Source organism: Streptomyces sp. NBC_01451, assembly GCF_036227485.1.
Classification (GTDB): Bacteria; Actinomycetota; Actinomycetes; order Streptomycetales; family Streptomycetaceae; genus Streptomyces.
Genome location: NZ_CP109479.1, coordinates 6,259,257 through 6,280,198, shown reverse-complemented (window position 1 = coordinate 6,280,198; position 20,942 = coordinate 6,259,257). Strand labels below are relative to the sequence as shown.

Here is a 20,942-nt window from a genome sequence, read left to right as displayed (position 1 = left end):
GGGCTCACTGGGCCACTCCGTACAGGGACAGCAGGTTCTTCATCCGCTCCTCCGCCAGCTTCGGGTCCGGGAACAGGCCCAGTCCGTCGGCGAGCTGGTAGGCGCGCGCGAAGTGCGGGAGGGAGCGGGCCGACTGGAGCCCGCCGACCATGGTGAAGTGCGACTGGTGGCCGGCCAGCCAGGCCAGGAACACGACGCCCGTCTTGTAGAAGCGGGTGGGTGCCTGGAAGAGATGGCGGGACAACTCGACCGTGGGGTCGAGGAGTTCACGGAAGCCCGCCGTGTTCCCGGTGTCGAGCACGCGGACCGCCTCCGACGCCAGCGGGCCCAGCGGGTCGAAGATGCCGAGGAGGGCGTGGCTGAAGCCCTGCTCGTCGCCCGCGATCAGCTCGGGGTAGTTGAAGTCGTCGCCCGTGTAGCAGCGCACGCCCTGCGGGAGGCGGCGGCGGATGTCGATCTCGCGCTGGGCGTCGAGGAGCGACACCTTGATGCCGTCGACCTTGTCGGGGTGGGCGGCGATGACGTCGAGGAAGGTGTCGGTGGCCGCGTCGAGGTCCGACGAACCCCAGTAGCCCTCAAGCGCCGGGTCGAACATCGGGCCCAGCCAGTGCAGGACCACGGGTTCGGCGGCTTGGCGCAGCAGGTGGCCGTAGAGGTCGAGGTAGTCCTCGGGGCCCTTCGCGGCGGCGGCGAGCGCGCGGGACGCCATCAGGATCGTCTTGGCGCCCGCCTCCTCGACCAGGGCGAGCTGCTCCTCGTACGCCTTGCGGATGTCCGCCAGGGAGGCGCCGGGGGTGGTCAGTTGGTCGGTGCCGACGCCGCAGGCGATGAGACCGCCGACGGACTTCGCCTCGGCCGCCGACCGGCGGATCAGCTCGGCCGCGCCCGCCCAGTCGAGGCCCATGCCGCGCTGGGCGGTGTCCATGGCCTCTGCCACGCCGAGACCGTGGGACCACAGATGGCGGCGGAAGGCGAGGGTCGCGTCCCAGTCGACGGCGGCCGGGGAGTCCGGGGACACGTCCGCGTACGGGTCGGCGACGACGTGGGCCGCCGAGTAGACCGTGCGGGAGGTGAAGGGGGTACCGGGGGTGAGGGCGAGCGGGGTGGCGCGTGGCTCGTACGTCGTCAACGCGCCTGTGGCGTCCGGGAGTTGGATGGTCACAGCGAGATCTCCGGAACGTCGAGACGGACGCCCTCCGCCGAGGACTTCAGGCCCAGTTCGGCGAGCTGGACACCGCGGGCGCCGGCCAGCAGGTCCCACTGGTAGGGCGCGTCGGCGTAGACGTGCTTGAGGAACAGCTCCCACTGGGCCTTGAAGCCGTTGTCGAACTCGGCGTTGTCCGGGATCTCCTGCCACTGGTCGCGGAAGGAGTAGGTCGCCGGGATGTCCGGGTTCCAGACCGGCTTCGGAGTCGAACTGCGGTGCTGGACGCGGCAGTTGCGCAGACCGGCGACGGCCGAGCCCTCCGTGCCGTCGACCTGGAACTCCACCAGCTCGTCGCGGTTGACGCGCACGGTCCAGGAGGAGTTGATCTGGGCGATGGCGCCGCCCTCCAGCTCGAAGATGCCGTAGGCGGCGTCGTCGGCCGTGGCGTCGTACGGCTTGTCGTTCTCGTCCCAGCGCTGCGGGATGTGCGTGGCGGTGAGCGCCTGGACGGACTTCACCCGGCCGAACAGCTCGTGCAGCACGTACTCCCAGTGCGGGAACATGTCGACAACGATGCCACCGCCGTCCTCGGAGCGGTAGTTCCAGCTCGGGCGCTGGGCGGACTGCCAGTCGCCCTCGAAGACCCAGTAGCCGAACTCGCCCCGGACGGAGAGGATGCGGCCGAAGAAGCCGCCGTCGATGAGCCGCTTGAGCTTCAGCAGGCCCGGGAGGAACAGCTTGTCCTGGACGACGCCGTGGCGCACACCGGCGGCGTTCGCGAGGCGGGCCAGCTCCAGCGCGCCTTCGAGGCCGGTGGCGGTGGGCTTCTCCGTGTAGATGTGCTTGCCCGCCGCGATGGCCTTCCGGATCGACTCCTCGCGCGCGGAGGTGACCTGCGCGTCGAAGTAGATGTCGACGGTCGGGTCGGCGAGGACCTCGTCGACGTCGGTGGAGATGTTCTCGGGGTCCAGGCCGTGCTGCTCGGCGAGCGCCTTCAGCGCGTGTTCACGGCGGCCGACCAGGATCGGTTCCGGCCACAGCACGGTGCCGTCACCGAGGTCGAGACCGCCCTGTTCGCGCAGGGCGAGGATCGAGCGGACGAGGTGCTGGCGATAGCCCATGCGCCCGGTCACGCCGTTCATGGCGATACGCACCGTCTTGCGTGTCACGTCTTTCCCTTCGTAGGTGCCACAGGGGCGGGGTACGCGGTGTACGCGCCGCGTACGCCCGGTGGAAGAGCAGCCCCTGGCGGCCCTACTGGCAAGCGTTGCAGCAAGCGCTTTCTATCTAGGGAGAAGCTAGCCTCTGTGCAGCGGTCTGGACAAGAGCACAGAGACGCCGAATTGTTCGAGGGGGCGAACAGCGGGGGCCGGAGGTCATAGGGTCTGCATCGGTATGGACCTGAAGACGCAAAATACGACAACTTACAGCGACGCGACAGGCGACACGTTGCGCGACCGGAGGACGACGACATGACGGTGACCCTGGCGGACGTGGCGGCCCGCGCCCAGGTCTCGCCCGCGACGGTGTCGCGCGTACTGAACGGGAACTATCCCGTGGCCGCATCCACCCGTGAACGGGTGCTGCGCGCCGTGGACGAACTGGACTACGTGCTGAACGGCCCCGCGAGCGCGCTCGCCGCGGCCACGTCCGACCTGGTCGGGATTCTGGTCAACGACATCGCCGACCCCTTCTTCGGGATCATGGCGAGCGCCATCCAGTCGGAGGTCTCGGGCCCGGGCGGGCGCGCGGGCGGCGAGCGGCTGGCGGTCGTGTGCAACACGGGCGGCTCCCCGGAGCGCGAGCTGACGTACCTCACCCTGTTGCAGCGGCAGCGCGCGGCGGCGGTCGTACTGACCGGCGGCGCGGTGGAGAACCCGCCGCACCTCGCGGCCGTCTCGGCGAAACTGCGGCGGCTCGCGGAGGCCGGGACGAGGGTGGTGCTGTGCGGGCGCCCGCCGGCACCGGACACGTCGGCGATCGCGCTGACCTTCGACAACCGCGGGGGCGGGCAGGAACTGACCGAGCACCTGATCGGGCTCGGACACCGGCGGCTCGGGTACATCGCGGGCCCGGAGGAACGGACGACGACCCGGCACCGGCTGGAGGGACACCGGGCGGCACTGGCGGTCCACGGGATCGACGAGGACCCCCGGTGGACCGTCTACGGACGGTACGACCGCAGGTCGGGCTACGAGGCCACGCTGGAGCTGCTGCGCCGGGACCCGTCCCTGACGGCCGTCGTCGCCGCGAACGACTCCGTCGCGATCGGCGCGTGCGCGGCACTCCGGGAGTCGGGACGACGGATCCCGGACGACGTGTCGGTCGCCGGGTTCGACGACCTGCCGTTCAGCGTGGACGCGGTGCCTTCGCTGACGACGGTGCGGTTGCCGCTGTCGGAGGCGGGAGCCCGGGCCGGGCGGATCGCCATGGGGCGCGAGGAACCGCCGCCCGGGGGGATCGCCACGGTTCGGGGGGAGCTGATGGTCCGGGGGTCTTCGGGGGTGCCGCGGAAGTAGCCGGTGACGCGGAAGTAGGGGGTGGCGCGGTGAGCGAGGGGCGGTTTTCCGCCCCTCGGTCGCGTGAGGCCTGGCTGGTCGGGTTTCTTCCCCGTCCGCAGCCCTTGTCGGCGCCGACGATGGCGGGTGTTGGGCGAGGCCGGGCGGGGCACCCGCCGGGCGGTGGCCGGACGGGGCACCCGGGTCCGGTCCATGACAGCCTCGAACCGGGTGCGGTCGGCCCGCCGACCTGGCGATAGGACAAGGGAGAGCCCTTCGCCCTTGAACCGCAGGACCGCAGGACCGCAGGACCGCAGGACCGCAGGACCGCAGGACCGCAGGACCGCAGGACCGCAGGCTGCCCAAAGCATGCCCGCAGCCGCGCGATGTCCATAGCCCCGGGCCCGGTGGTGCTCGCAGGAGCGTGCACCACCGACAGATGCGTCACGGGTGCGTGTCTTACGCGTTCGGGTCCCAGTCTGCGAGCTGCTCCATCGGCTCGGTGTCGCCGGTGGTCTCCAGGCCGTCGAGCGGGGTGCGCGCGTAGAAGTAGAGGATCAGTTCGCTCGCCGCGCCTCGTATCGCCATGTCGCCCGGCTCCGCGTCGGCGGCGAGGTCGTCGCAGCGGACGCCGCCGGCGTCGAGGGTCAGGCGCCAGGAGCGGCCCTCCGTCGCGTGCAGGTCGATGGTTGCCGGCTTGAACGGCCAGGGGACGGTCGTCGCCGAGACGGTCGTCAGGAACTCGTCGACGCCCTCGACCGCGACGTCCGTCGGCAGCGGCTGTGCGGCGCCCTGGGTGAGCTGGACGTCGTAGGTGTGGACGGCGAGCTCCTGGATCTGGTGCCGGGCCACGGCTCCGCTGGTCTGCGGGGCCTGCGAGCGGCCCCACCAGGTCCAGCAGCCCCGGTCCGGGCCGGCCTCCCGCATCGCGTCGAGCATGAGCTCGGTCGACTCGGCGAGCCAGGCGTCCAGGGCTTCGTGGTCGCGGGGCGCGGTCGGGGCGCCCTTCGGGTCCGTCCTCGCCGGGGGCTCAGCGCCCGGGCCCGCAGCGACGATGGCGGCCTGACGGCGGCGGCCGTCGCCGAGGTGCTGCGCCAGTTCGCGCAGCGTCCAGTCCGGGCAGCTCGGGACCTGGACGTCAAGGTCGGGGGCGGACGCGATCGCGGCGCGGAACGCGGCCGAGCGGTCTTCGATCAGCCGCAGGACCTCGGGGAACTCCAAGATGTTTTGCACGGCGGTTGTGTACCACGGCGCTCCACCCGCCGGACAGCGAATTTGTCGGACGAACGCGTCGACGGCCGGGCGGAGCGCCGGTGCCGGTGGCGGTGGCGGTGGCGGTGGCGAAGCCGTCCTGAGAATCCGCGCCCTGCTCGCCGACGGCGATCTCGATCAGGCTTGGACCGCCACTGGACCTACCCGCTGGGCCAAGAGCACCGGCGCGCAGCCGTGCGGCCCGCTGCGCGACGGATGCCGGGCTGTCGCTCTCGCCGGCCGAGGCCGAACACCTGCGTAACCGCACACCTGAATACCCGCACACCTCCACGGCGCCCTGTGTCGCGTCCTCGACGGCCACCCGGCGCCCGTGAACCCGCCGGACCGCCGCAGGCGCGTGCAGGTGTCGCCCAGCCATGGGCCCCTCCGGGCCACGCGTAACCCACAGCGGGTGCCAGGGCGCCCCCTGTGACACCCGCTCTGTGGCAACCGTCCGGTGACACCTGCCCTGGTTTCCCGTCCAGGGCGGGTTCGGTGCCCTTGGCCGGTTCTCCCCGACAGCCGGTCGGGGCGCCGCACGACGCAGCGGCCGAGGGCGGAGCAGGGAACGGTGGAGGCACGAGCTACCTGCTCCTGACCTGCGTACCACCTCGAACCCGAGGACAATGGGCCCCGTCGGTCGGACATCGCCCACACACCGAAAGGTGGCGATCATCATGACTGAGCACCCGCACGCGGCCCTCATTCGCAAGGGCTTCGACGCCTTCTCGCGCGGTGACATGGACACCCTGCGCGGAATGATGGCGGCGGACGCCACGCACCACGTGCCCGGTAGCCATCCCCTGTCCGGGGACTTCAAGGGCCAGGACGCGATCATCGACATGTACCGTCGGCTCGGCGAGGAGACGGCCGGGACCATGCGCGTCGCCCTGACGAACGTCCTTGTCGACGGCCGGGGGCACGTGGTCGCCGTGCACCGCTTCACCGCCGAGCGCCAGGGCCGACGGATCGACGAGCCCGGCGCCATCGTCTTCCGGATCGTCGGGGACAAGATCACCGACCTCGACGAGTGCGTCGAGGACATCGATCGCAGCAACGAGTTCTGGGCCTGAGTCACGGCTTTTGGACCGTCCGGACCATCGGGACCGTCTGAACCCGCCGGACCGTCCGGACCCTCCGGCGGGGTGCCCCGGCGTCGCTTCGGGCACCTCGCCCTTCACGCCGTCGTCCCCATGCCGGCCGGTCGGCACCACGGCGAAGTGGCGGCAGCCCGCCGAGCCGGGTTGCTGACGCTGCCTCAGACAGCTCCGTCACACCGGGTCCGCGGGATCCCGGATCGCGGTTCTCGCGAACCCGGCCACCCTACCAAGTCGCGGAGTTATGGACCGTCAACTCCCGGACTGGAGCACGTAGTTACCGTACGGTTCGGTAATTCCCGGTAGTGACTCCTCGGTAGTGTTTCGTTCATTGAGTCCGTTCACGCCCGATCTTGACGACCGTGCCGCATGGCTGCATGATCAGCGCTGAACCAGAGCCGCATAACCCCGAAGAAGTCTCCCCACAGGACTTGACCAGTCCCACACGACTTCTTCACATCAAAAAACGGGGCGCGAGGTCCTCGGACGGGGGCACTAAAAGAGTGCTGCCCTCCCTCGATGCTGCGCTTCTTCCACTTTCGCCCTTCCGTGCGTTTACGGATTCACCTCCAGAGACCCCCCACCTTCTTTCGGAGTCGTACATCACCCGCTCTTCACCCCTGCCTCATCAGCGTTGCCCCCTTCCCTTTTCGTGACCTCTTTCCTCACCTTCCTGCTATTTCTCAACAGGTGCGAAAGGGGCGCTTCCGCCTGCCCGAAAAAAGAATTCAATCAGCATTTAAATAAGTCGCCTCCGAACGGTTCCGGAAGTATTGACTTCACATCCGGAGGGCTCCATATTGATGGCCACCACCCCCCAACCTTCGAATTCGGATCTCACTGGAGGTCCGTTTTCGTGGACAGTCAGGAGACAAAGTGGCGATCACACTCCCGTTCAACCGCAAGGCGGTCCTGGCCGCCCTCGTGATCACAGCCGCAGCCGCCACCACGGTCACGGTGCCCGGAACGGCGGAAGCCCAGTCGGGCTCCCGTATCTGCGGGAATTACTGGGCAGCCCGGGCCAACGGAGAGACGGTCGGGATCATGGCCAAGGTCCTGGAGGTGCCCAAGGTCGACTTGGGCATCTGCCTCCGCGTCATCGACAAGACGAACAGCATCAACGGCCGGAGCCTGCCGGGCTACAACGGCCCCGTGACGTGGAACCCGCGTCAGGCCATACGGTCCTGGACCTGCGAGGAATTCGGCGATCTGTTCAGCGACAAGTACGGGAACGACCCCTGCCTCGACATGAACCGGGTGGACCTCATCGGCCAGGTGGCGAACCGTACGCCCCGCGAGATGTCGCAGGTGTACTGAGCATGCGCAAGAACACATGGTGGAATCGCGTCCTGTTGTGCGGAGTTCTCGCCGTCGCGACGCTGGCCACGACGGAGGGCACGGCGAGCGCCGCGACCCAGTGCTTCAGCCAGAGCTATTCCGACGGCGCGAATATCGTCCCCGGCACCGGCGGCGGAAACGTCACCCGCGCGATCACCCGGCAGCGGGCCGGCAACACCTGGGACGACTGGGTGTGGCGCGGCACCGAGTTCCAGTGCCCGCGCGGCCGGACCTGCGAATACGCGTGGGAGAAGTCGAAGACGACGACCACCGGCTGGGCCATCGGCGGCGGAACCGATCTCGGTAACGCCAGTTCGCCCTCCAAGAAGTGGTACAACACCGTGGTTTCCTTCGTCGGCGGCTACCAGAAAACCACGCAGTTGACCACTGCGTTCACCTGGACCGTGCATCTCAACGGCGGCGACGTGGCACAACCCGTTCAGGTGGCGGTCCGCCGCTGGACCCAGGGCGACTTCGCCGGCGGCTGGGTCAGGACGAACCGCGGCTGCCAGGGCGGCACCACCTACGAGTGGAACGGAAACGTCAGGTTCGGCGACTGGACCCGCAACGTCTTCGAGAAGGAAAAGGTCGGCTACGCCGTCAACGGCCGAATGTGAGCCGCCGTACCGGTGCATCAGCCAGTCGACTGTATCGACGTATCAACGCCTCGGTGAATCTTGAAATCGACGAATCAGTGAACCGGTGATTCGGTGATTCGGTGATTCGGTGATTCTCTCGAAGCGTTCATAAGTCATTCAGCGAATTCCCTTTCCAGGAAAGGAAACAAGCATGCCCAGTAGAACCTGGTTCAATCGCGTTCTGATGTGCGGGGCTCTCGCCGTCGCGACGCTGGCCACGACAGAGGGCACGGCGAGCGCCGCGACCCAGTGCTTCAGCCAGAGCTATTCCGACGGGGCCAATATCGTCCCCGGCACCGGCGGCGGAAACGTCACCCGCTCGATCACCCGGCAGCGGGCCGGCAACACCTGGGACGACTGGGTGTGGCGCGGCACCGAGTTCCAGTGCCCGCGCGGCCGGACCTGCGACTACGCCTGGACGAAGTCGAAGAACACGACCACCGGCTGGGCCATCGGCGGCGGAGTCGACCTCGGTAACGCCACCTCGCCCTCCAAGAAGTGGTACAACACCGTGGTCTCCCTCGTCGGCGGCTACCAGAAGACCACCGAGATCAGCACCAACTTCACCTGGACCGTGCATCTCCAGGGCGGCGACGTGGCACAGCCTGTTCAGGTGGCGGTCCGCCGCTGGACCCAGGGCGACTTCGCCGGCGGCTGGGTCAAGACGAACCGCGGCTGCCAGGGCGGCACCACCTACGAGTGGAACGGAAACGTCAGGTTCGGCGACTGGACCCGCAACGTCTTCGAGAAGGAAAAGGTCGGTTACGCCGTCAACGGCCGTATGTGAACCGGCAGTTCGCTCTCCCCTCCCCCCTCTCTCCCCATCCCCCGGGGCTCTCTGCCCTCCCCTGTCCTCTCTTCCCCTTCGCTCTCCACTCCTGGAGGAGTACGCATGAAGCTCAAGTTCATGAAGCGGCGCACGGCGACGATGGCGGCCGCCGCCTTCGCGGCCGGAGCACTGTTCGCGGTCGCGGTCCCCGGCACCGCCGAGGCCCAGTCGGGCTCCCGTATCTGCGGGAACTACTGGAAGGGCTACTACAACAACGGCCAGCAGGAGGTCACCTGGTCCCGGGTCATCGAGGTCCCCAAGAGTGACGGCGTCTCCTGCGACGTCGCCATCAACAGGACCGACAGGGTCGGGAACCCTCCACAGGAGACCGTGAATCTCGGTGTGAAGTGGGGTTCCCGGCAGCGGCTGCAAAACGTGACCTGCGAGTACTTCTCCCAGGAGATCCTCGACTCCAAGCACGGTGACGACGTCTGCAACAGCATGCTGCGCGCCGACAACGTGTTCCAGGTCAAGAACCGCACCATCAGCCAGTTCTACGTCAAGGCCTGACCCTGCGGCCCGGTTGCCCGACTCCCGCCCCACCGGGAGTCGGGCAACCGCCGGTTCACGGCCGGGAGGCTCTTCCCCGGCCTCGCCTCACAGATGCGGCCGACGCCCCCTCTCCTGCCTCGGGAACGACTGCGCCGCCCCCGGCAGCGTCGGCTTCGGGAGCGTCGCCACCTCCTCCTTCGCCCGGGCCAGCCGCTCCGCCGTGTCGTGCGGCAGCCCGGGCGGGCGGGGACGGGCCTCGCGGAAGCGGAACGCGGAGGTGAGGTCACCGAAGGTCTCGCGGCGCCAGTCGGTGATGTTGGGTTCCGCCACTCCCGTGAAGCGCTCCAGGAACTGCAACGCCGACGTGTGGTCGAAGGCTTCCGAGGACACCCAACCACCCACCGTCCAGGGCGAGATGACGATCGCGGGGACCCGGAAGCCGCCGCCGATCGGGAGACCGCCGATGAACTCGTCCGCCGTGCCCTCGGGCGGGGTCGGCGGGGGTACATGGTCGAACAGGCCGTCGTTCTCGTCGTAGTTGAGGATGAAGGCGGTCTTCCTCCATACCTTCGGGTTCGACGCCATCGCCTCGATCTTCGACGACACGAAGTCCGCGCCCGCCGCCGGCAGGTAGTCCGGGTGCTCCGACTGAAAGCTCGTCGGCATGATCCAACTCACCCTCGGCAGGCGGTCGTTGCGGGCGTCGTCCTCGAAGGTGCCCTCCGGCTGCGGGCGCACGCCCCGCTCGTACAGTTCCGAACCGGGTGCCGCCTGCCTGAACGACGCGAACTGCTCCAGCATGTTGCAGCCGTAGTCGTCGTCCTGCTGGTACACCTTCCAGCTGACGCCGGCCGCCTGGAGGCGCTCGGCGTACGTCGTCCAGCGGTACGGAGCCGGGGCCACGTTGCTGGTGATCGGGCCGCCCCGGGTGCCGCCGGGGTCGATGGTCCCCGTCATCCACATCAGGCGGTTGGGCCAGGTCGGGCCGAACACCGAGCAGCAGTAGTTGTCGCAGACGGTGAACGTCTCGGCGAGCGCGAACTGGAACGGGATGTCCTCGCGCGTGTAATAGCCCATCACGTAGGGGCCGTTGACGCCGTCCGCCTTGCGGTGGGCGGGCAGCCACTGGTCCATCCTCCCGTCGTTCCACGCCTCGTGCTGCACCGACCAGGCGTGACTGGTGGACGGGATCGCCTGGGCGCTCGACGTGCGGGTGTCGAGGTGGAAGGGGAGCAGGTACCCCTTCGGGTTCACGGCGTCCGGCTGGTAGAAGACGGAGCGGCCGTCCGGCAGCTTCGGCGCGTGCGGGTCGGCGAAGCCCCGTACGCCGGACAGGGTGCCGAAGTAGTGGTCGAAGGACCGGTTCTCCTGCATGAGCATCACCACGTGCTCGATGTCGTCGAGCGAGCCGTGGCGCGGCGGTCCGGCCGCGACGGCCTTCTGCACGCTCGGCGGGAGGAGGGAGAGCGCCGCGGCGGCGCCCAGCGTGCCCGCGGCGGAGCCAAGGAGTCTACGACGGGTCAACTCGGCCATGATTGCCCCTTCTTGAGCCTGTTGGACCTCCACTCTTCGCTCCGTCCGGCGAGAGACGTCAGGGGCGTCGGATGAACAGGTGAGCAACGGGTGGCATGGGGTTGGCCAAGCCGTGGGACACCGGAGCGGCGCATTGCCGCCCGGTTGCCGGGTCTTGAGGAACACCTCGCCCGGCCTCTACCCTCAAGACAGCAACATCTCTGACTGAGTCAACTGTCCGCAGTAGCAGTCACCCCACGAGGTGGTCCATGTCCGTCCAGGACATCCGTTCCTTCAACCGCTTCTACACGAACGTCATCGGCGCTCTCGACTACGGCAGCCGTCTCTACGCCCCCTACACCCTCACCGAGGCCCGCGTCCTCTACGAACTCGCGCACTCCACCCGTACCGACGCCGCCGATCTCCGAGCCGAACTCACCCTGGACGCCGGGTACTTGAGCCGTATCCTCAACAAGTTCGAGCAGGACGAGCTGATCGAGCGGGCGCCCTCCGAGCGTGATCCCCGGCGGCGGCACGTCACGCTCACCGGGCGCGGACGCGAGACCGCCCACCTGTTGAACGAGCGGTCGGCGCAGGCCATCGCCTCACTGCTCGCCACCGTGCCGGCCGCCGACCGGCCCCGGCTCTCGGAGGCGCTGCACACGGTCCGCTCGCTTCTCTCCGACGGCCGGCCCCCGCGCCGTGAGGACGTCGTGCTGCGTGAGCCCGACCCCGGCGACCTGGGCTGGATCGTGCAGCGCAACGCGGCGCTGTACTCGGCCGAGTACGGCTTCAACACCGACTACGAGGGCCTGGTCGCCCGGATCGTCGCCGACTTCGCCGAGGACCACGACCCGCATCTGGAGCGGGTGTGGATCGCCGAGCTGGACGGGCGGCCCGTCGGATGCGTGATGTGCGTACGGGACGAGGCGCCCGGGACGGCCCGGCTGCGGCTGCTGCTCGTCGAGCCGGAGGCGCGCGGCCTCGGTATCGGGGACCGGCTCGTCACGGCCGTCGTCGGCTTCGCGCGCGAGGTCGGCTACCGCGACCTCGTCCTGTGGACCCAGGACATGCTCACCGCCGCCTGCCGCATCTACCGGCGCCACGGTTTCGTCCTCGCCACCGAGAAGCCCCACCGCTCCTTCGGCAGGGACCTGGTCGGCCAGGACTGGCGACTGGATCTCCACACGGCGGCGGAAACGATGGATGCGCTGGAAACGACTGAAAGATGGAGTGACGGATAGGGTCCCTCGTATGAAACTGGCGTTCTCCACCCTCGGCGTGCCCGGTCTCCCCATCCACGATGTCCTGCGGCTCGCGACCACCCACGGCTATCACGGCGTCGAACTGCGCACGCATCCCGAAGAACCCGTCCACCTCGGTCTCGGCATGGCCGAACGGGCCGATGTGGCCGCCGAGTTCAAGGCGTCCGGCGTCGAGATCCTCGGCCTCGCCGGGTATGTGCGCGTCGCGGCCCCCGGCGACGACGAGCCCGTGCTCACGGAGCTCCGCGCGCTCCTCGAACTCGCCCGCGACCTGGGCGCCCCCTTCGTCAGGGTTTTCCCGGGAGGATCCCCCGGCGACGGCACCGACCAGAGCCCGGAGGAAGCGGACGCGACGGGGGCCCGGAGACTCGGCAGGGCCGCCGAGTACGCGGCCGACTACGGCGTACGCATCCTCCTGGAGACGCACGACTCGCATCGCACGGGCGCCGACGCGATCCGCATCCTGGGCCCGGTCGGACACCGTCAGGCGGGCGCGCTGTGGGACGTCATGCACACCTGGCTCGGCGGCGAGCAGCCGACGGACAGCTTCGCGGCCCTCTCCCCGCACCTCGGATACGTGCAGGTCAAGGACATCGCCTCGATCGAGGACACCACCCCGGTGGCGCTGGGCGCCGGGGTCCTGCCGCTCGGCGAGTGCGTCGAGATCCTCTCCCGGCACAGCTGGGACGGCTGGCTGTGCTGGGAGTACGAGAAGCGGTGGTACGAGGCCGCCGCCCCCCTGGAGGGCCTGCTGGGCGCGGGCCGCGAGCACCTCGCCCGGCTGCTCAACGAGTCGGCCTAGGCACTATCCGAGTACGTCCCTCAACTCACCGAACGCCTCGTGGAACCCGGGGAACGTCTTCCGTACGCACCCCGGGTCGTCGAAGGTGATCCCGGGGGTGCGCAGGCCGGTCACCGCGAAGGACATGACGATGCGGTGGTCGCCGTACGACTTGATGTCCGTGTCCTGGGCGAGGGGCACGCCGGGCGGACCGGGGTGGATCTCGATCCAGTCGGGTCCCGTCTCCACCCGTACCCCCAGCCGCCGGAGGTTCTCCGCGCAGGCCTCCAGCCGGTCGCACTCCTTCACGCGCGTGTTGGCCACGTCCTCGATGCGTACGGGGCCGGAGGCGAAGGGGGCGAGGGCCGCCAGGGTGGGCATGGTGTCGGAGATGTCCCGCATGTTGACCGTCAGGCCCCGCAGCTCGCCGGTGCCGGTGACCGTCGTGCCGTCCGCGTCCATCTCCACCCGCGCGCCCATCCGGCGCAGTACGTCGACGAAGCCGAGGTCGCCCTGGAGCGCGCCGGTGCCGAGCCCGGGGACCGTCACCTCGCCGCCGGTGAGGGCCGCCGCCGCGAAGAAGTAGCTGGCGGTCGAGGCGTCGGGCTCGATGGCGTAGGTGGTGGCGCGGTAGCCGCCCGGCGGGACCACGAAGACGTCGCCCTCCTTGCTCACCTCCGCGCCGAACGCCCGCATCATCGCGATGGTGATCTCCACGTAGGGCGCCGAGACGAGGTCGGTGACGTGGATGCGCAAGCCGTCGCGGGTGAGGGGGCCCAGAAGGAGCAGTGCGGTGAGGTACTGGGAGGACTGCCCGGCGTCGAGGGTGACGTCACCGCCCGCCACGCCGGCCGCCGCGATGGTCAGCGGGTGGTGTCCCTCCGCCTCCTCGTGCCGCAGGTCCACGCCCAGGTCGCGCAGGGCACGGGTGAGCGGGGCGAGGGGACGGCGGCGCATCTGGGGGGAGGCGTCGAAGCGGTAGGTGCCGTGGCCTGCGGCGACGAGGGCCGGGAGGAAGCGGGAGGTCGTGGCTCCGTCGCGGCAGTAGACGTCGGCCTCGGTGACCGCCGGGCCCTGCGGGCGGCCGTCGATCTGCCAGGCGCCGGGGGTTCGTCCGACCCGGTAGCCGAGAGCGACCAGGCCCTCGGCGAAGCCCTCCGAGTCGTCCGAGCGCAGGGGGCGTACGAGGGTGGTGACCCCGTCGGCTGCCGCGGCGAGGAAGAGGGCGCGCGCGGTGATGGACTTGGAACCGGGAATCTCTACGACGGCCATGACCCTATGCTGGCCCGCCCCGCGCCCCACGCGCCGGAACGTCCGCGAAATGGACCATGAACGGTGAGGGGTTCCGCTGGAAATGGGGCGGGATTCCGGCTGTCGGTTCACCGCGGCGCCGTCGTGGCTTGTCGCACCACCATGGGGCTTCGCCCCATCGTTCACTCCCGTACCGACTTCCCGGAATCGGCCACGATCCGGGAACCCACCTCCACCCCGGCCCGTCCAACCGTCACGACTGCCGGATGAGTCACCGCTGTGCGGTGTCGGCCTCGCTGCTGGCTGCGATCGCTGACGCACCCTCTCCAAACCGCCTGCGGCCGGCAGCGAGCCGTCACCGGTGCGCCCCCCTCCGATGCGCCGGTGACGGCCCCCTTTCCGGGGGCATTCAGCCATCTCGCGTTAGCGTGCGCACTCTTGACTGGAAGAAACTTCCCGGTTATTCGTGACTTCTCGGAAGTTTCCTTCACGAGGGAAGGAGCGCCTTCGTGCGCGACCAAGCTGAGCAGAACGCCGAGCAGAACGGGGCCGGTACCCGCCCTTCCAGACGCGCTCTCCTCGCCGCGACCGCCGGCACCGGTGCCGCGCTCGCCCTCGGCGGCGAAGCGCATCCGTCCGACCGCGGCGACAGTGACGCTCGCCTTGGCCGGATCATCGCCCGCATGACCCTGGAGGAGAAGGTCGGCCAGCTGTTCGTCATGCGGGTGTACGGGCACTCCGCCACCGCGCCCGACCAGGCCGACATCGACGCCAACCTCGCGGAGATCGGCGTACGGACGGCGGCCGAACTCGTCGCCAGGTACCGGGTCGGCGGGATCATCTACTTCTCCTGGGCGCACAACACCCGTGATCCGCATCAGATCGCCGACCTGAGCAACGGCATCCAGCGGGCCTCGCTCGCCCTTCCCCGCGGGCTGCCGGTGCTCATCTCCACCGACCAGGAGCACGGCATCGTCGCCCGCGTCGGCCGACCCGCCACCCTCCTGCCCGGGGCCATGGCACTCGGCGCGAACGGCTCACGCACCGACGCGCTGACCGCCGGCCGTATCGGCGGCGCGGAACTGCGCGCCCTCGGCATCCGCCAGGACTACGCACCCGTGGCCGACGTGAACGTCAACCCCGCCAATCCCGTCATCGGCGTACGGTCGTTCGGCGCCGACCCGAAGGCCGTCGCCGGGCTGGTCGCCGCGCAGGTCAGGGGCTACCAGCGGGCCTCCGTCGCCGCGACCGCCAAGCACTTCCCGGGGCACGGGGACACCGCCGTCGACAGCCACTACGGCTTCCCCGTCATCGAGCACACGCGCGAGCAGTGGAGCACCGTCGACGCGCCGCCGTTCCGTGCCGCGATCCGCGTCGGCATCGACTCGATCATGACGGCGCACATCATGGTCCCGGCCCTCGACGACTCCGGCGACCCCGCCACCCTCTCCCACCCGATCCTCACCGGCATCCTGCGGGAGCAGCTCGGCTACGACGGGGTCGTGGTCACCGACTCGCTGGGCATGCAGGGCGTACGGGAGAAGTACGGGGACGACCGCGTTCCGGTGCTCGCGCTGAAGGCCGGGGTCGACCAGCTGCTCAACCCGCCGTCGATCGACATCGCCTGGAACGCCGTCCTGACGGCCGTACGGCAGGGCGAGCTGACCGAGGCGCGGCTCGACACCTCCCTGCTGCGCATCCTCCGGCTCAAGAACCGGCTCGGACTGCTGGACCGCCCGTACGTCACCCATGCCGGGGTCGACCGGGCCGTCGGTGTGCGCGGCCATCTCCTGGCCGCCGACCGGATCGCCGAGCGGACCACCACCCTTCTCGTCAACGAGGGGAAGGTGCTGCCCCTTTCCCGGGTGACCCACAAGAGGGTGCTCGTCGTCGGGGCCGATCCCGCCTCGCCGTCCGGTACCACCGGGCCGCCTACCACCGTGCTGGCGAACGCCCTCACCGAGCTGGGCTTCACCGCCACCGCCCTGTCGACCGGCACCGCCCCCTCCGCCGCCGTCATCGCGCGGGCCGTCGCCGCCGCCGGGGAGGCGGACGCGGTGGTCGTCGGGACGTACAACCTGAGCGGCGCGAGCAGTCAGCGGACCCTCGTCACCCAACTCCTCGCCACCGGGCGGCCCGTGGTGTGCGTCGCCGTCCGCAATCCCTACGATGTGGCCCAACTGCCCGCCGTACAGGCATACTTGGCCACCTACTCCTGGACCGACGTCGAACTCCGGGCCGCCGCACGGGTGATCGCGGGGCAGGTCCGGCCGCGCGGAAGACTGCCGGTGCCGGTGCTGCGGGCGGACGATCCGACGCTCGTCCTCTACCCCATCGGCCACGGACTGTCGTACTGAGCGCGCCGCGGGACACGGTTGCTCCACCCGACTTCACCAGGACCGCTCGGCGACGGGAGGCAAGCAGGCGTACGTGCCGTACGCCGCACAACCGGCGCACCACCCCCAATAGGCGCAAATCCGCTGAACTTCCGGCGTGGCCCTGGCGTAGCGGGCGACGCTGGGCGCGGGTACTCGGGGGGATGCGATGCGCGAAGTGCGTTCTGTGGGGTCCATGGGGCCCGTGGGAGTGGTGTGCGGGCGGGTGATCGCCTGCGCACTGCTGATCCTGGTCGCGGTGTTCACGGCGACCGGATGCCAGCTGTCGTCGGGCGGTTCGGCGGGCGACTCGTCGGAGGGAGCGACCTCGGGGGCCGCCGAGGGCACGGCGGTCGGCCAGCGGCCCACACCGCCCCGGCCCACCGGTTACGGCACCGTCTTCCTCTCCATCGACGAGTGCAGTTCCTTCGGCATCACCAGTTTCACCGAGGTGCCCTGCACCAGTGAGCGGGCGGCGGCCCGGGTCGTGGCCCGGTACGACGGCAGGGTGACCGACGGTCCCTCGTGCCCGGCGACCACCGACTTCGTGCTCCACATCAGCGAACAGCGGCCCTCCGCCGACGAGGACGGCGACGGAGCGGTCCCGCAGGGCTACGCGTGTATGCGCAACCTCCAGGCCCCGCACCCCGGCGACCCGGGCGGCGGCGGAGGCCCGCGCACGATCGTCGGCGACTGCGTGTACAGCGCCGGGCGCGGGGAGGTGCGCGAGACGGCGTGCGACGGGAAAGGCAAGAAGAAGCCGGAGTACCGGGTGACCGAGGCCGTCACCAAACGCCTCAACTGCCCCACTTCCACCGCCCTTTACGTGCAGCTGGGCGGAGAGAGGCCGGTGGGCTGCGCAAAACCGGTATGACGGATTCCATTTTGTCGGCCGAATAACGAGTCGCTCCCATTCACCGGAACAACTCTTGTGATGAATTCGTGAATCGGTAGGCTCCCCCCTGTCATGGCGCGGACCCCTCTTTTTCGGACAGTCCGCCAGCACTCACAGGCCGGGAACCTCTGTGGCACTCCACGCACGCACGGCGCAACAGCAGCAGGATCGGGCTCCGCAGGCTGCCAGGGCTGCGAAGGAAGTGAAGGCTCCGAAGCGCCAGTTGTCGCTCAGGACGATCCTCCTCGTCCTGGCCCTGGTGCCCTGTCTGGCCCTGGTGGCCCTGGGCGCGATCAACTCGACCCACCTCTACGGCGACTGGCAGGCCGTCCACGACCGCAACGAGGAGGGGAAACGCTTCGGCACCCCGCTCGTCACCGTCTTCTTCAACCTCCAGGCGGAGCGGCGGCTCAGCGCGGCGGCGCTCGCCGACCCCAAGGGCGACCGGTCCGCGCTGACACGTCAGCGCGAACTCACCGACAAGTCCGTACGCAGCCTCGACGCGCTCGGCGCCTCGCCCAGCTCTCTCGGCGACGCCTTCCGAAAGGTCACCCTCGGGCTGAAGGGACTGCCCGGCCACCGCGACGCCGTGGACAAGCGGTCCGCCGACCAGCAGCAGACGTTCGACGCCTACACCGGCGTGATCGCATCGAGCATGCAACTGTTCGAGGACTTCAGCAACGTCGGCTTCGGCGGGACGTCCGTCCTCACCCGGCCGGCCCTCGACGCGCAGTGGGGCCAGGAGATGATCTCGCGCGAGGACGCGATCATCACCGCAGGCGTGGCCGGCGGCCGACTCACCAGTGAACAGCGCTTCCGGATCGCCGAGTTGATCGGCAGCCAGGAACACATCTACAGCGACAAGGTCGTTCCGCAACTGCCCGACAACCGCACCAAGGCCTACCAGGCCGTGCTGTCCGGCGCCGACTGGAAACGGAAGACCTCGGTCGAGCAGAGCCTCCTGAACAGCGCGGACGCCGACGCCGACGGCAGGACCGCCGTCTCCGCCGCGCTCGGCAAGAAGTGGCAGCAGAGCGTCGCGGGGATCACCCCCCAGCTGCTGGGGGCCAGCAACGCCTACTCGGGTGATCTCGTCGCCTCCACCGAGGACGAACTCGACGGACTGATGACCAACATGATGGTCAACAGCGCCGTGAGCGCCGCGGCCGTGCTGCTGATGCTGTTCCTCTCCCTGCGCCTGACCGGAACGCTGCGCCGCCGGATCTTCGGTCTGCGCGCCGAGGCCCTCGAACTCCAGGAGCGGCTGCCCGACCTCGTGGAGCGGCTGCGCAGGGGCGAGAAGGTCGACACCGACGCCGAACTGCCCGAGATCCGGCACGGCGACGACGAACTCGGCCAGCTCGGCCAGGCCCTCAACCAGGCCCGCGGTTCGGCCCTGGACACCGCCGTACGGGAGATCGAGCTGTACCGCGGCTTCGAGCGGCTGCTCCAACGCATCGCCCGGCGCACCCAGTTGCTGATCGGCATGCAGCTGAAACGTCTCGGCGAGATGCAGCGGCGGCACGAGGACCCCGAGGTCCTGGAAGGCCTGTTCGACCTCGACCACCTGGCGGCCCGGCTGCGCCGCTACGAGGAGAACCTGGTGATCCTCGGCAGCGGGACACCGCAGCGGCGCTGGCGCAGGCCCGTCCTCCTGCTGGACATCATGCGCTCCGCCCAGGGCGAGGTGCAGGACTACCGGCGCATCCGCATCGACACCGACGGCGAGACCTGGCTGTCGGAGCGTGCCGTCGGCCCCATGGTCCACCTCCTCGCGGAGCTCATGGAGAACGCGGTGTCCTTCTCCCGGCCGCCGACCCCGGTCGAGGTGACCGCCTCCCAGGTGGGGCGCGGGGTCGCGATCGAGATCGAGGACCGCGGCATGGGCATGGACCCGGAGCAGTACGCCGAGGCCAACGAACTGATGGCCGCGCCGCCTCGCATGGACGTGATGTCCCGCGCCGACGACGCCCGTCTCGGCCTGTACGTCGTGGCCAGGCTCGCCGCCAACCTGGGCCTCCAGGTCGAGCTGCGGCCCTCGTCGTTCGGCGGCACCCGGGTCGTCGTACTGGTCCCGGCGGAGCTGATCTCCGCCGGTCAGCCGGGGCAGGAGCGGCCCGTCGCTCTTCCGGCGGCCCCTGGGCCCGAGGCCGCCGCGGTCCCGGACCGGCTCGCGCTGCGTGCGGCGACCGCCCGCACCGGACCGGGACACGCCCCCACCCGCCCCGCACCCCCGGCGGCCCCCGTCCCGGACCCGCTCACACTCCGCGGACCGGCCGACACCTCCACCCGCCATGTCCCCCGGCCGCACACCGGGCACGACGGGCACGCCGCCGACCAGGAGACGTACGCGCGTCCGCTCATCGGCCCCTGGATCGCACCGTCGACACAGCAGCCCACACCGCAGGCACCGCCGGCCCGCCCCACGCCGCCCCCCGCCCAGGCACCCGCTCCGGGCGCCCCCGCCGCGAGCCAGAACCCCCTGCCCCGGCGCGTCCGGCAGGCCAGTCTCGCCACCGAACTCCGGGAGGCTCCGCCCTCGTACGGCACCGAACCCCGGCGCACCGGCCCCGGCACCGGGGCGCAGCCCCTCCCCCGCCGGACGGGCACCCGCTCCGGTGCCACCGTCGGTGCCTTCCAGCGCCAGTCCAGGGCCGCCCGGCTCAGGCCCGACACCGATCACCAGCCCAGCCACCAGCCCACCAACCCCTCACCGGGACCCGACCGGGCCCGGAAGGAAGACGGACGATGACTCTGCGAACCACTGCCACCAACTCCGACCTCGACTGGCTGCTCGACCGTCTGGTCGACCAGGTTCCGGGCACCCGGGCCGCGATCGTGCTGTCCGACGACGGGCTGGTGGTGAGCCAGTCCAGCAGCGTCGCCCGGGTCGACGCGGAACGCCTGGCCGCCATCGCCACCGGTCAGCAGAGCCTGGCCCGCGGAGTCGGCGAGGTCTTCGGCGGCGGCGGCGTCCGCCAGGTCATCATCGAGCTGGACGAGCTCTGGCTGTTCGTCAGCGCGGCCGGCCGGGGCACCCATCTGGCGGTCGTGGCGGACCAGGAGGTCGACGCCGAGGTGATGGCCGTGGCGATGGACACCCTCGTCCAGCAGGTGGGGCAGCGGCTGGGGACCGAGGTCCGGGTCCAGCGGCTGGAGGGCGGGGGGCGTGAGTGAGCCACTGGGCGGACGCGTCGCCGGACGACGATGAGGCCGAGGAGAGCCTGGTCAGGCCGTACACGATCACCCATGGCCGGACGGCCTCGGTGCGGGACGACCTCACCCTCATCACGGTGATCGCCACCGTCGCGCCGGACGAACGCCACGGCGACCGGGGTCTGCAGCCCGAGCACCGGACGATCCTCCGGCAGTGCCGTACGCCGGTGGCCCTCGCCGAGGTCGCCGCCGGGCTGAACCTGCCCGTGGCGGTGACGAAGATCCTCGTGGGCGATCTCATCACGCTCGACCGGGTGACCGCCCGGCCGCCGCTGGCTGTCGCGGTCGGCCAGGAACCCGACATGACTCTTCTTCAGGCGGTGAAGGATGCCCTACTCAGACTCTGACGAACAGACC

Annotated in this window: 17 protein-coding genes and 1 pseudogene; 13 read left to right on the top strand and 5 right to left on the bottom strand. The window is 70.1% G+C overall.

The genetic code is table 11. The features are described from left to right. Window positions 1-4: 4 nt before the first annotated feature. Complete coding sequence (locus OG595_RS27605; RefSeq protein ID WP_329276589.1) at window positions 5-1,162, bottom strand: dihydrodipicolinate synthase family protein; 1,158 nt, start codon at window positions 1,160-1,162, stop codon at window positions 5-7. Further along, window positions 1,159-2,400: pseudogene (locus OG595_RS27600) on the bottom strand (Gfo/Idh/MocA family protein); the annotation flags it as partial. The pseudogene OG595_RS27600 and the gene OG595_RS27605, both read right to left, overlap by 4 nt. 219 nt (window positions 2,401-2,619) lie before the next feature. Here OG595_RS27600 and OG595_RS27595 point away from each other — a divergent pair. Next, complete coding sequence (locus OG595_RS27595; protein ID WP_329276587.1) at window positions 2,620-3,666, top strand: LacI family DNA-binding transcriptional regulator; 1,047 nt, start codon at window positions 2,620-2,622, stop codon at window positions 3,664-3,666. 438 nt (window positions 3,667-4,104) lie between these two features. On the opposite strand, the gene OG595_RS27590 is transcribed toward OG595_RS27595, so the two are convergent. Then, a complete protein-coding gene (locus OG595_RS27590) occupies window positions 4,105-4,878 on the bottom strand; it encodes a maleylpyruvate isomerase N-terminal domain-containing protein (protein ID WP_329276585.1) in 774 nt (257 codons plus the stop codon). 695 nt (window positions 4,879-5,573) lie between these two features. Here OG595_RS27590 and OG595_RS27585 point away from each other — a divergent pair. From OG595_RS27585 to OG595_RS27565, 5 genes are all read left to right on the top strand, one after another. Next, complete coding sequence (locus OG595_RS27585; protein ID WP_329276583.1) at window positions 5,574-5,969, top strand: nuclear transport factor 2 family protein; 396 nt, start codon at window positions 5,574-5,576, stop codon at window positions 5,967-5,969. A 900-nt stretch (window positions 5,970-6,869) separates the two neighbouring features. After that, the gene (locus OG595_RS27580; RefSeq protein WP_329276581.1) at window positions 6,870-7,310 is read left to right on the top strand and encodes a hypothetical protein; all 441 of its coding nucleotides are present in this window, start codon (window positions 6,870-6,872) and stop codon (window positions 7,308-7,310) included. A 2-nt stretch (window positions 7,311-7,312) separates the two neighbouring features. Then, window positions 7,313-7,948: a hypothetical protein gene (locus tag OG595_RS27575; RefSeq protein WP_329276579.1), complete on the top strand. Its 636-nt coding sequence runs from the start codon at window positions 7,313-7,315 to the stop codon at window positions 7,946-7,948. Between the two features lie 172 nt (window positions 7,949-8,120). Then, complete coding sequence (locus OG595_RS27570; protein WP_329276577.1) at window positions 8,121-8,756, top strand: hypothetical protein; 636 nt, start codon at window positions 8,121-8,123, stop codon at window positions 8,754-8,756. Window positions 8,757-8,861: 105 nt separating this feature from the next. Then, entirely contained in the window at window positions 8,862-9,308 is a 447-nt protein-coding gene (locus tag OG595_RS27565; protein WP_329276575.1) for a hypothetical protein, read from the top strand. Between the two features lie 87 nt (window positions 9,309-9,395). Here the strand turns inward: OG595_RS27565 and OG595_RS27560 are convergent, their stop codons facing one another. Beyond that, the gene (locus OG595_RS27560) at window positions 9,396-10,823 is read right to left on the bottom strand and encodes an alkaline phosphatase family protein (RefSeq protein WP_329276574.1); all 1,428 of its coding nucleotides are present in this window, start codon (window positions 10,821-10,823) and stop codon (window positions 9,396-9,398) included. 248 nt (window positions 10,824-11,071) lie between these two features. On the opposite strand from OG595_RS27560, the gene OG595_RS27555 reads away from it, so the two are divergent. Together OG595_RS27555 and OG595_RS27550 are read left to right on the top strand one after the other, a co-directional pair. Beyond that, the gene (locus OG595_RS27555) at window positions 11,072-12,046 is read left to right on the top strand and encodes a bifunctional helix-turn-helix transcriptional regulator/GNAT family N-acetyltransferase (RefSeq protein WP_329276571.1); all 975 of its coding nucleotides are present in this window, start codon (window positions 11,072-11,074) and stop codon (window positions 12,044-12,046) included. Between the two features lie 10 nt (window positions 12,047-12,056). After that, window positions 12,057-12,869 carry a sugar phosphate isomerase/epimerase family protein gene (locus OG595_RS27550; protein ID WP_329276569.1) on the top strand — a complete coding sequence of 271 codons (813 nt, stop codon included), beginning with the start codon at window positions 12,057-12,059 and terminating at the stop codon, window positions 12,867-12,869. A 3-nt stretch (window positions 12,870-12,872) separates the two neighbouring features. On the opposite strand, the gene aroA is transcribed toward OG595_RS27550, so the two are convergent. After that, window positions 12,873-14,120 (bottom strand): 3-phosphoshikimate 1-carboxyvinyltransferase, encoded by a 1,248-nt coding sequence (gene aroA, locus OG595_RS27545; protein WP_329276567.1) that lies wholly within the window; start codon window positions 14,118-14,120, stop codon window positions 12,873-12,875. A 488-nt stretch (window positions 14,121-14,608) separates the two neighbouring features. Between aroA and OG595_RS27540 the strand changes: the two genes are divergently transcribed. The 5 genes from OG595_RS27540 to OG595_RS27520 all read left to right on the top strand — a co-directional run bounded on the left by OG595_RS27540 (window position 14,609) and on the right by OG595_RS27520 (window position 20,932). Continuing rightward, the gene (locus OG595_RS27540) at window positions 14,609-16,456 is read left to right on the top strand and encodes a glycoside hydrolase family 3 protein (protein WP_329276565.1); all 1,848 of its coding nucleotides are present in this window, start codon (window positions 14,609-14,611) and stop codon (window positions 16,454-16,456) included. A 214-nt stretch (window positions 16,457-16,670) separates the two neighbouring features. Then, the gene (locus tag OG595_RS27535; RefSeq protein ID WP_329276563.1) at window positions 16,671-17,348 is read left to right on the top strand and encodes a hypothetical protein; all 678 of its coding nucleotides are present in this window, start codon (window positions 16,671-16,673) and stop codon (window positions 17,346-17,348) included. A gap of 223 nt (window positions 17,349-17,571) precedes the next feature. Next, window positions 17,572-20,121, top strand: coding sequence for a sensor histidine kinase (locus OG595_RS27530; RefSeq protein ID WP_329276561.1), 2,550 nt, complete (start codon window positions 17,572-17,574; stop codon window positions 20,119-20,121). After that, window positions 20,118-20,546, top strand: coding sequence for a roadblock/LC7 domain-containing protein (locus OG595_RS27525; protein WP_329276559.1), 429 nt, complete (start codon window positions 20,118-20,120; stop codon window positions 20,544-20,546). The genes OG595_RS27530 and OG595_RS27525 overlap by 4 nt, the downstream gene beginning before the upstream one ends. Then, on the top strand, window positions 20,543-20,932 hold the full coding sequence (locus tag OG595_RS27520; protein WP_329276557.1) for a DUF742 domain-containing protein: 390 nt from the start codon (window positions 20,543-20,545) through the stop codon (window positions 20,930-20,932). The genes OG595_RS27525 and OG595_RS27520 overlap by 4 nt, the downstream gene beginning before the upstream one ends. The last annotated feature ends 10 nt before the right edge of the window (window positions 20,933-20,942 follow it).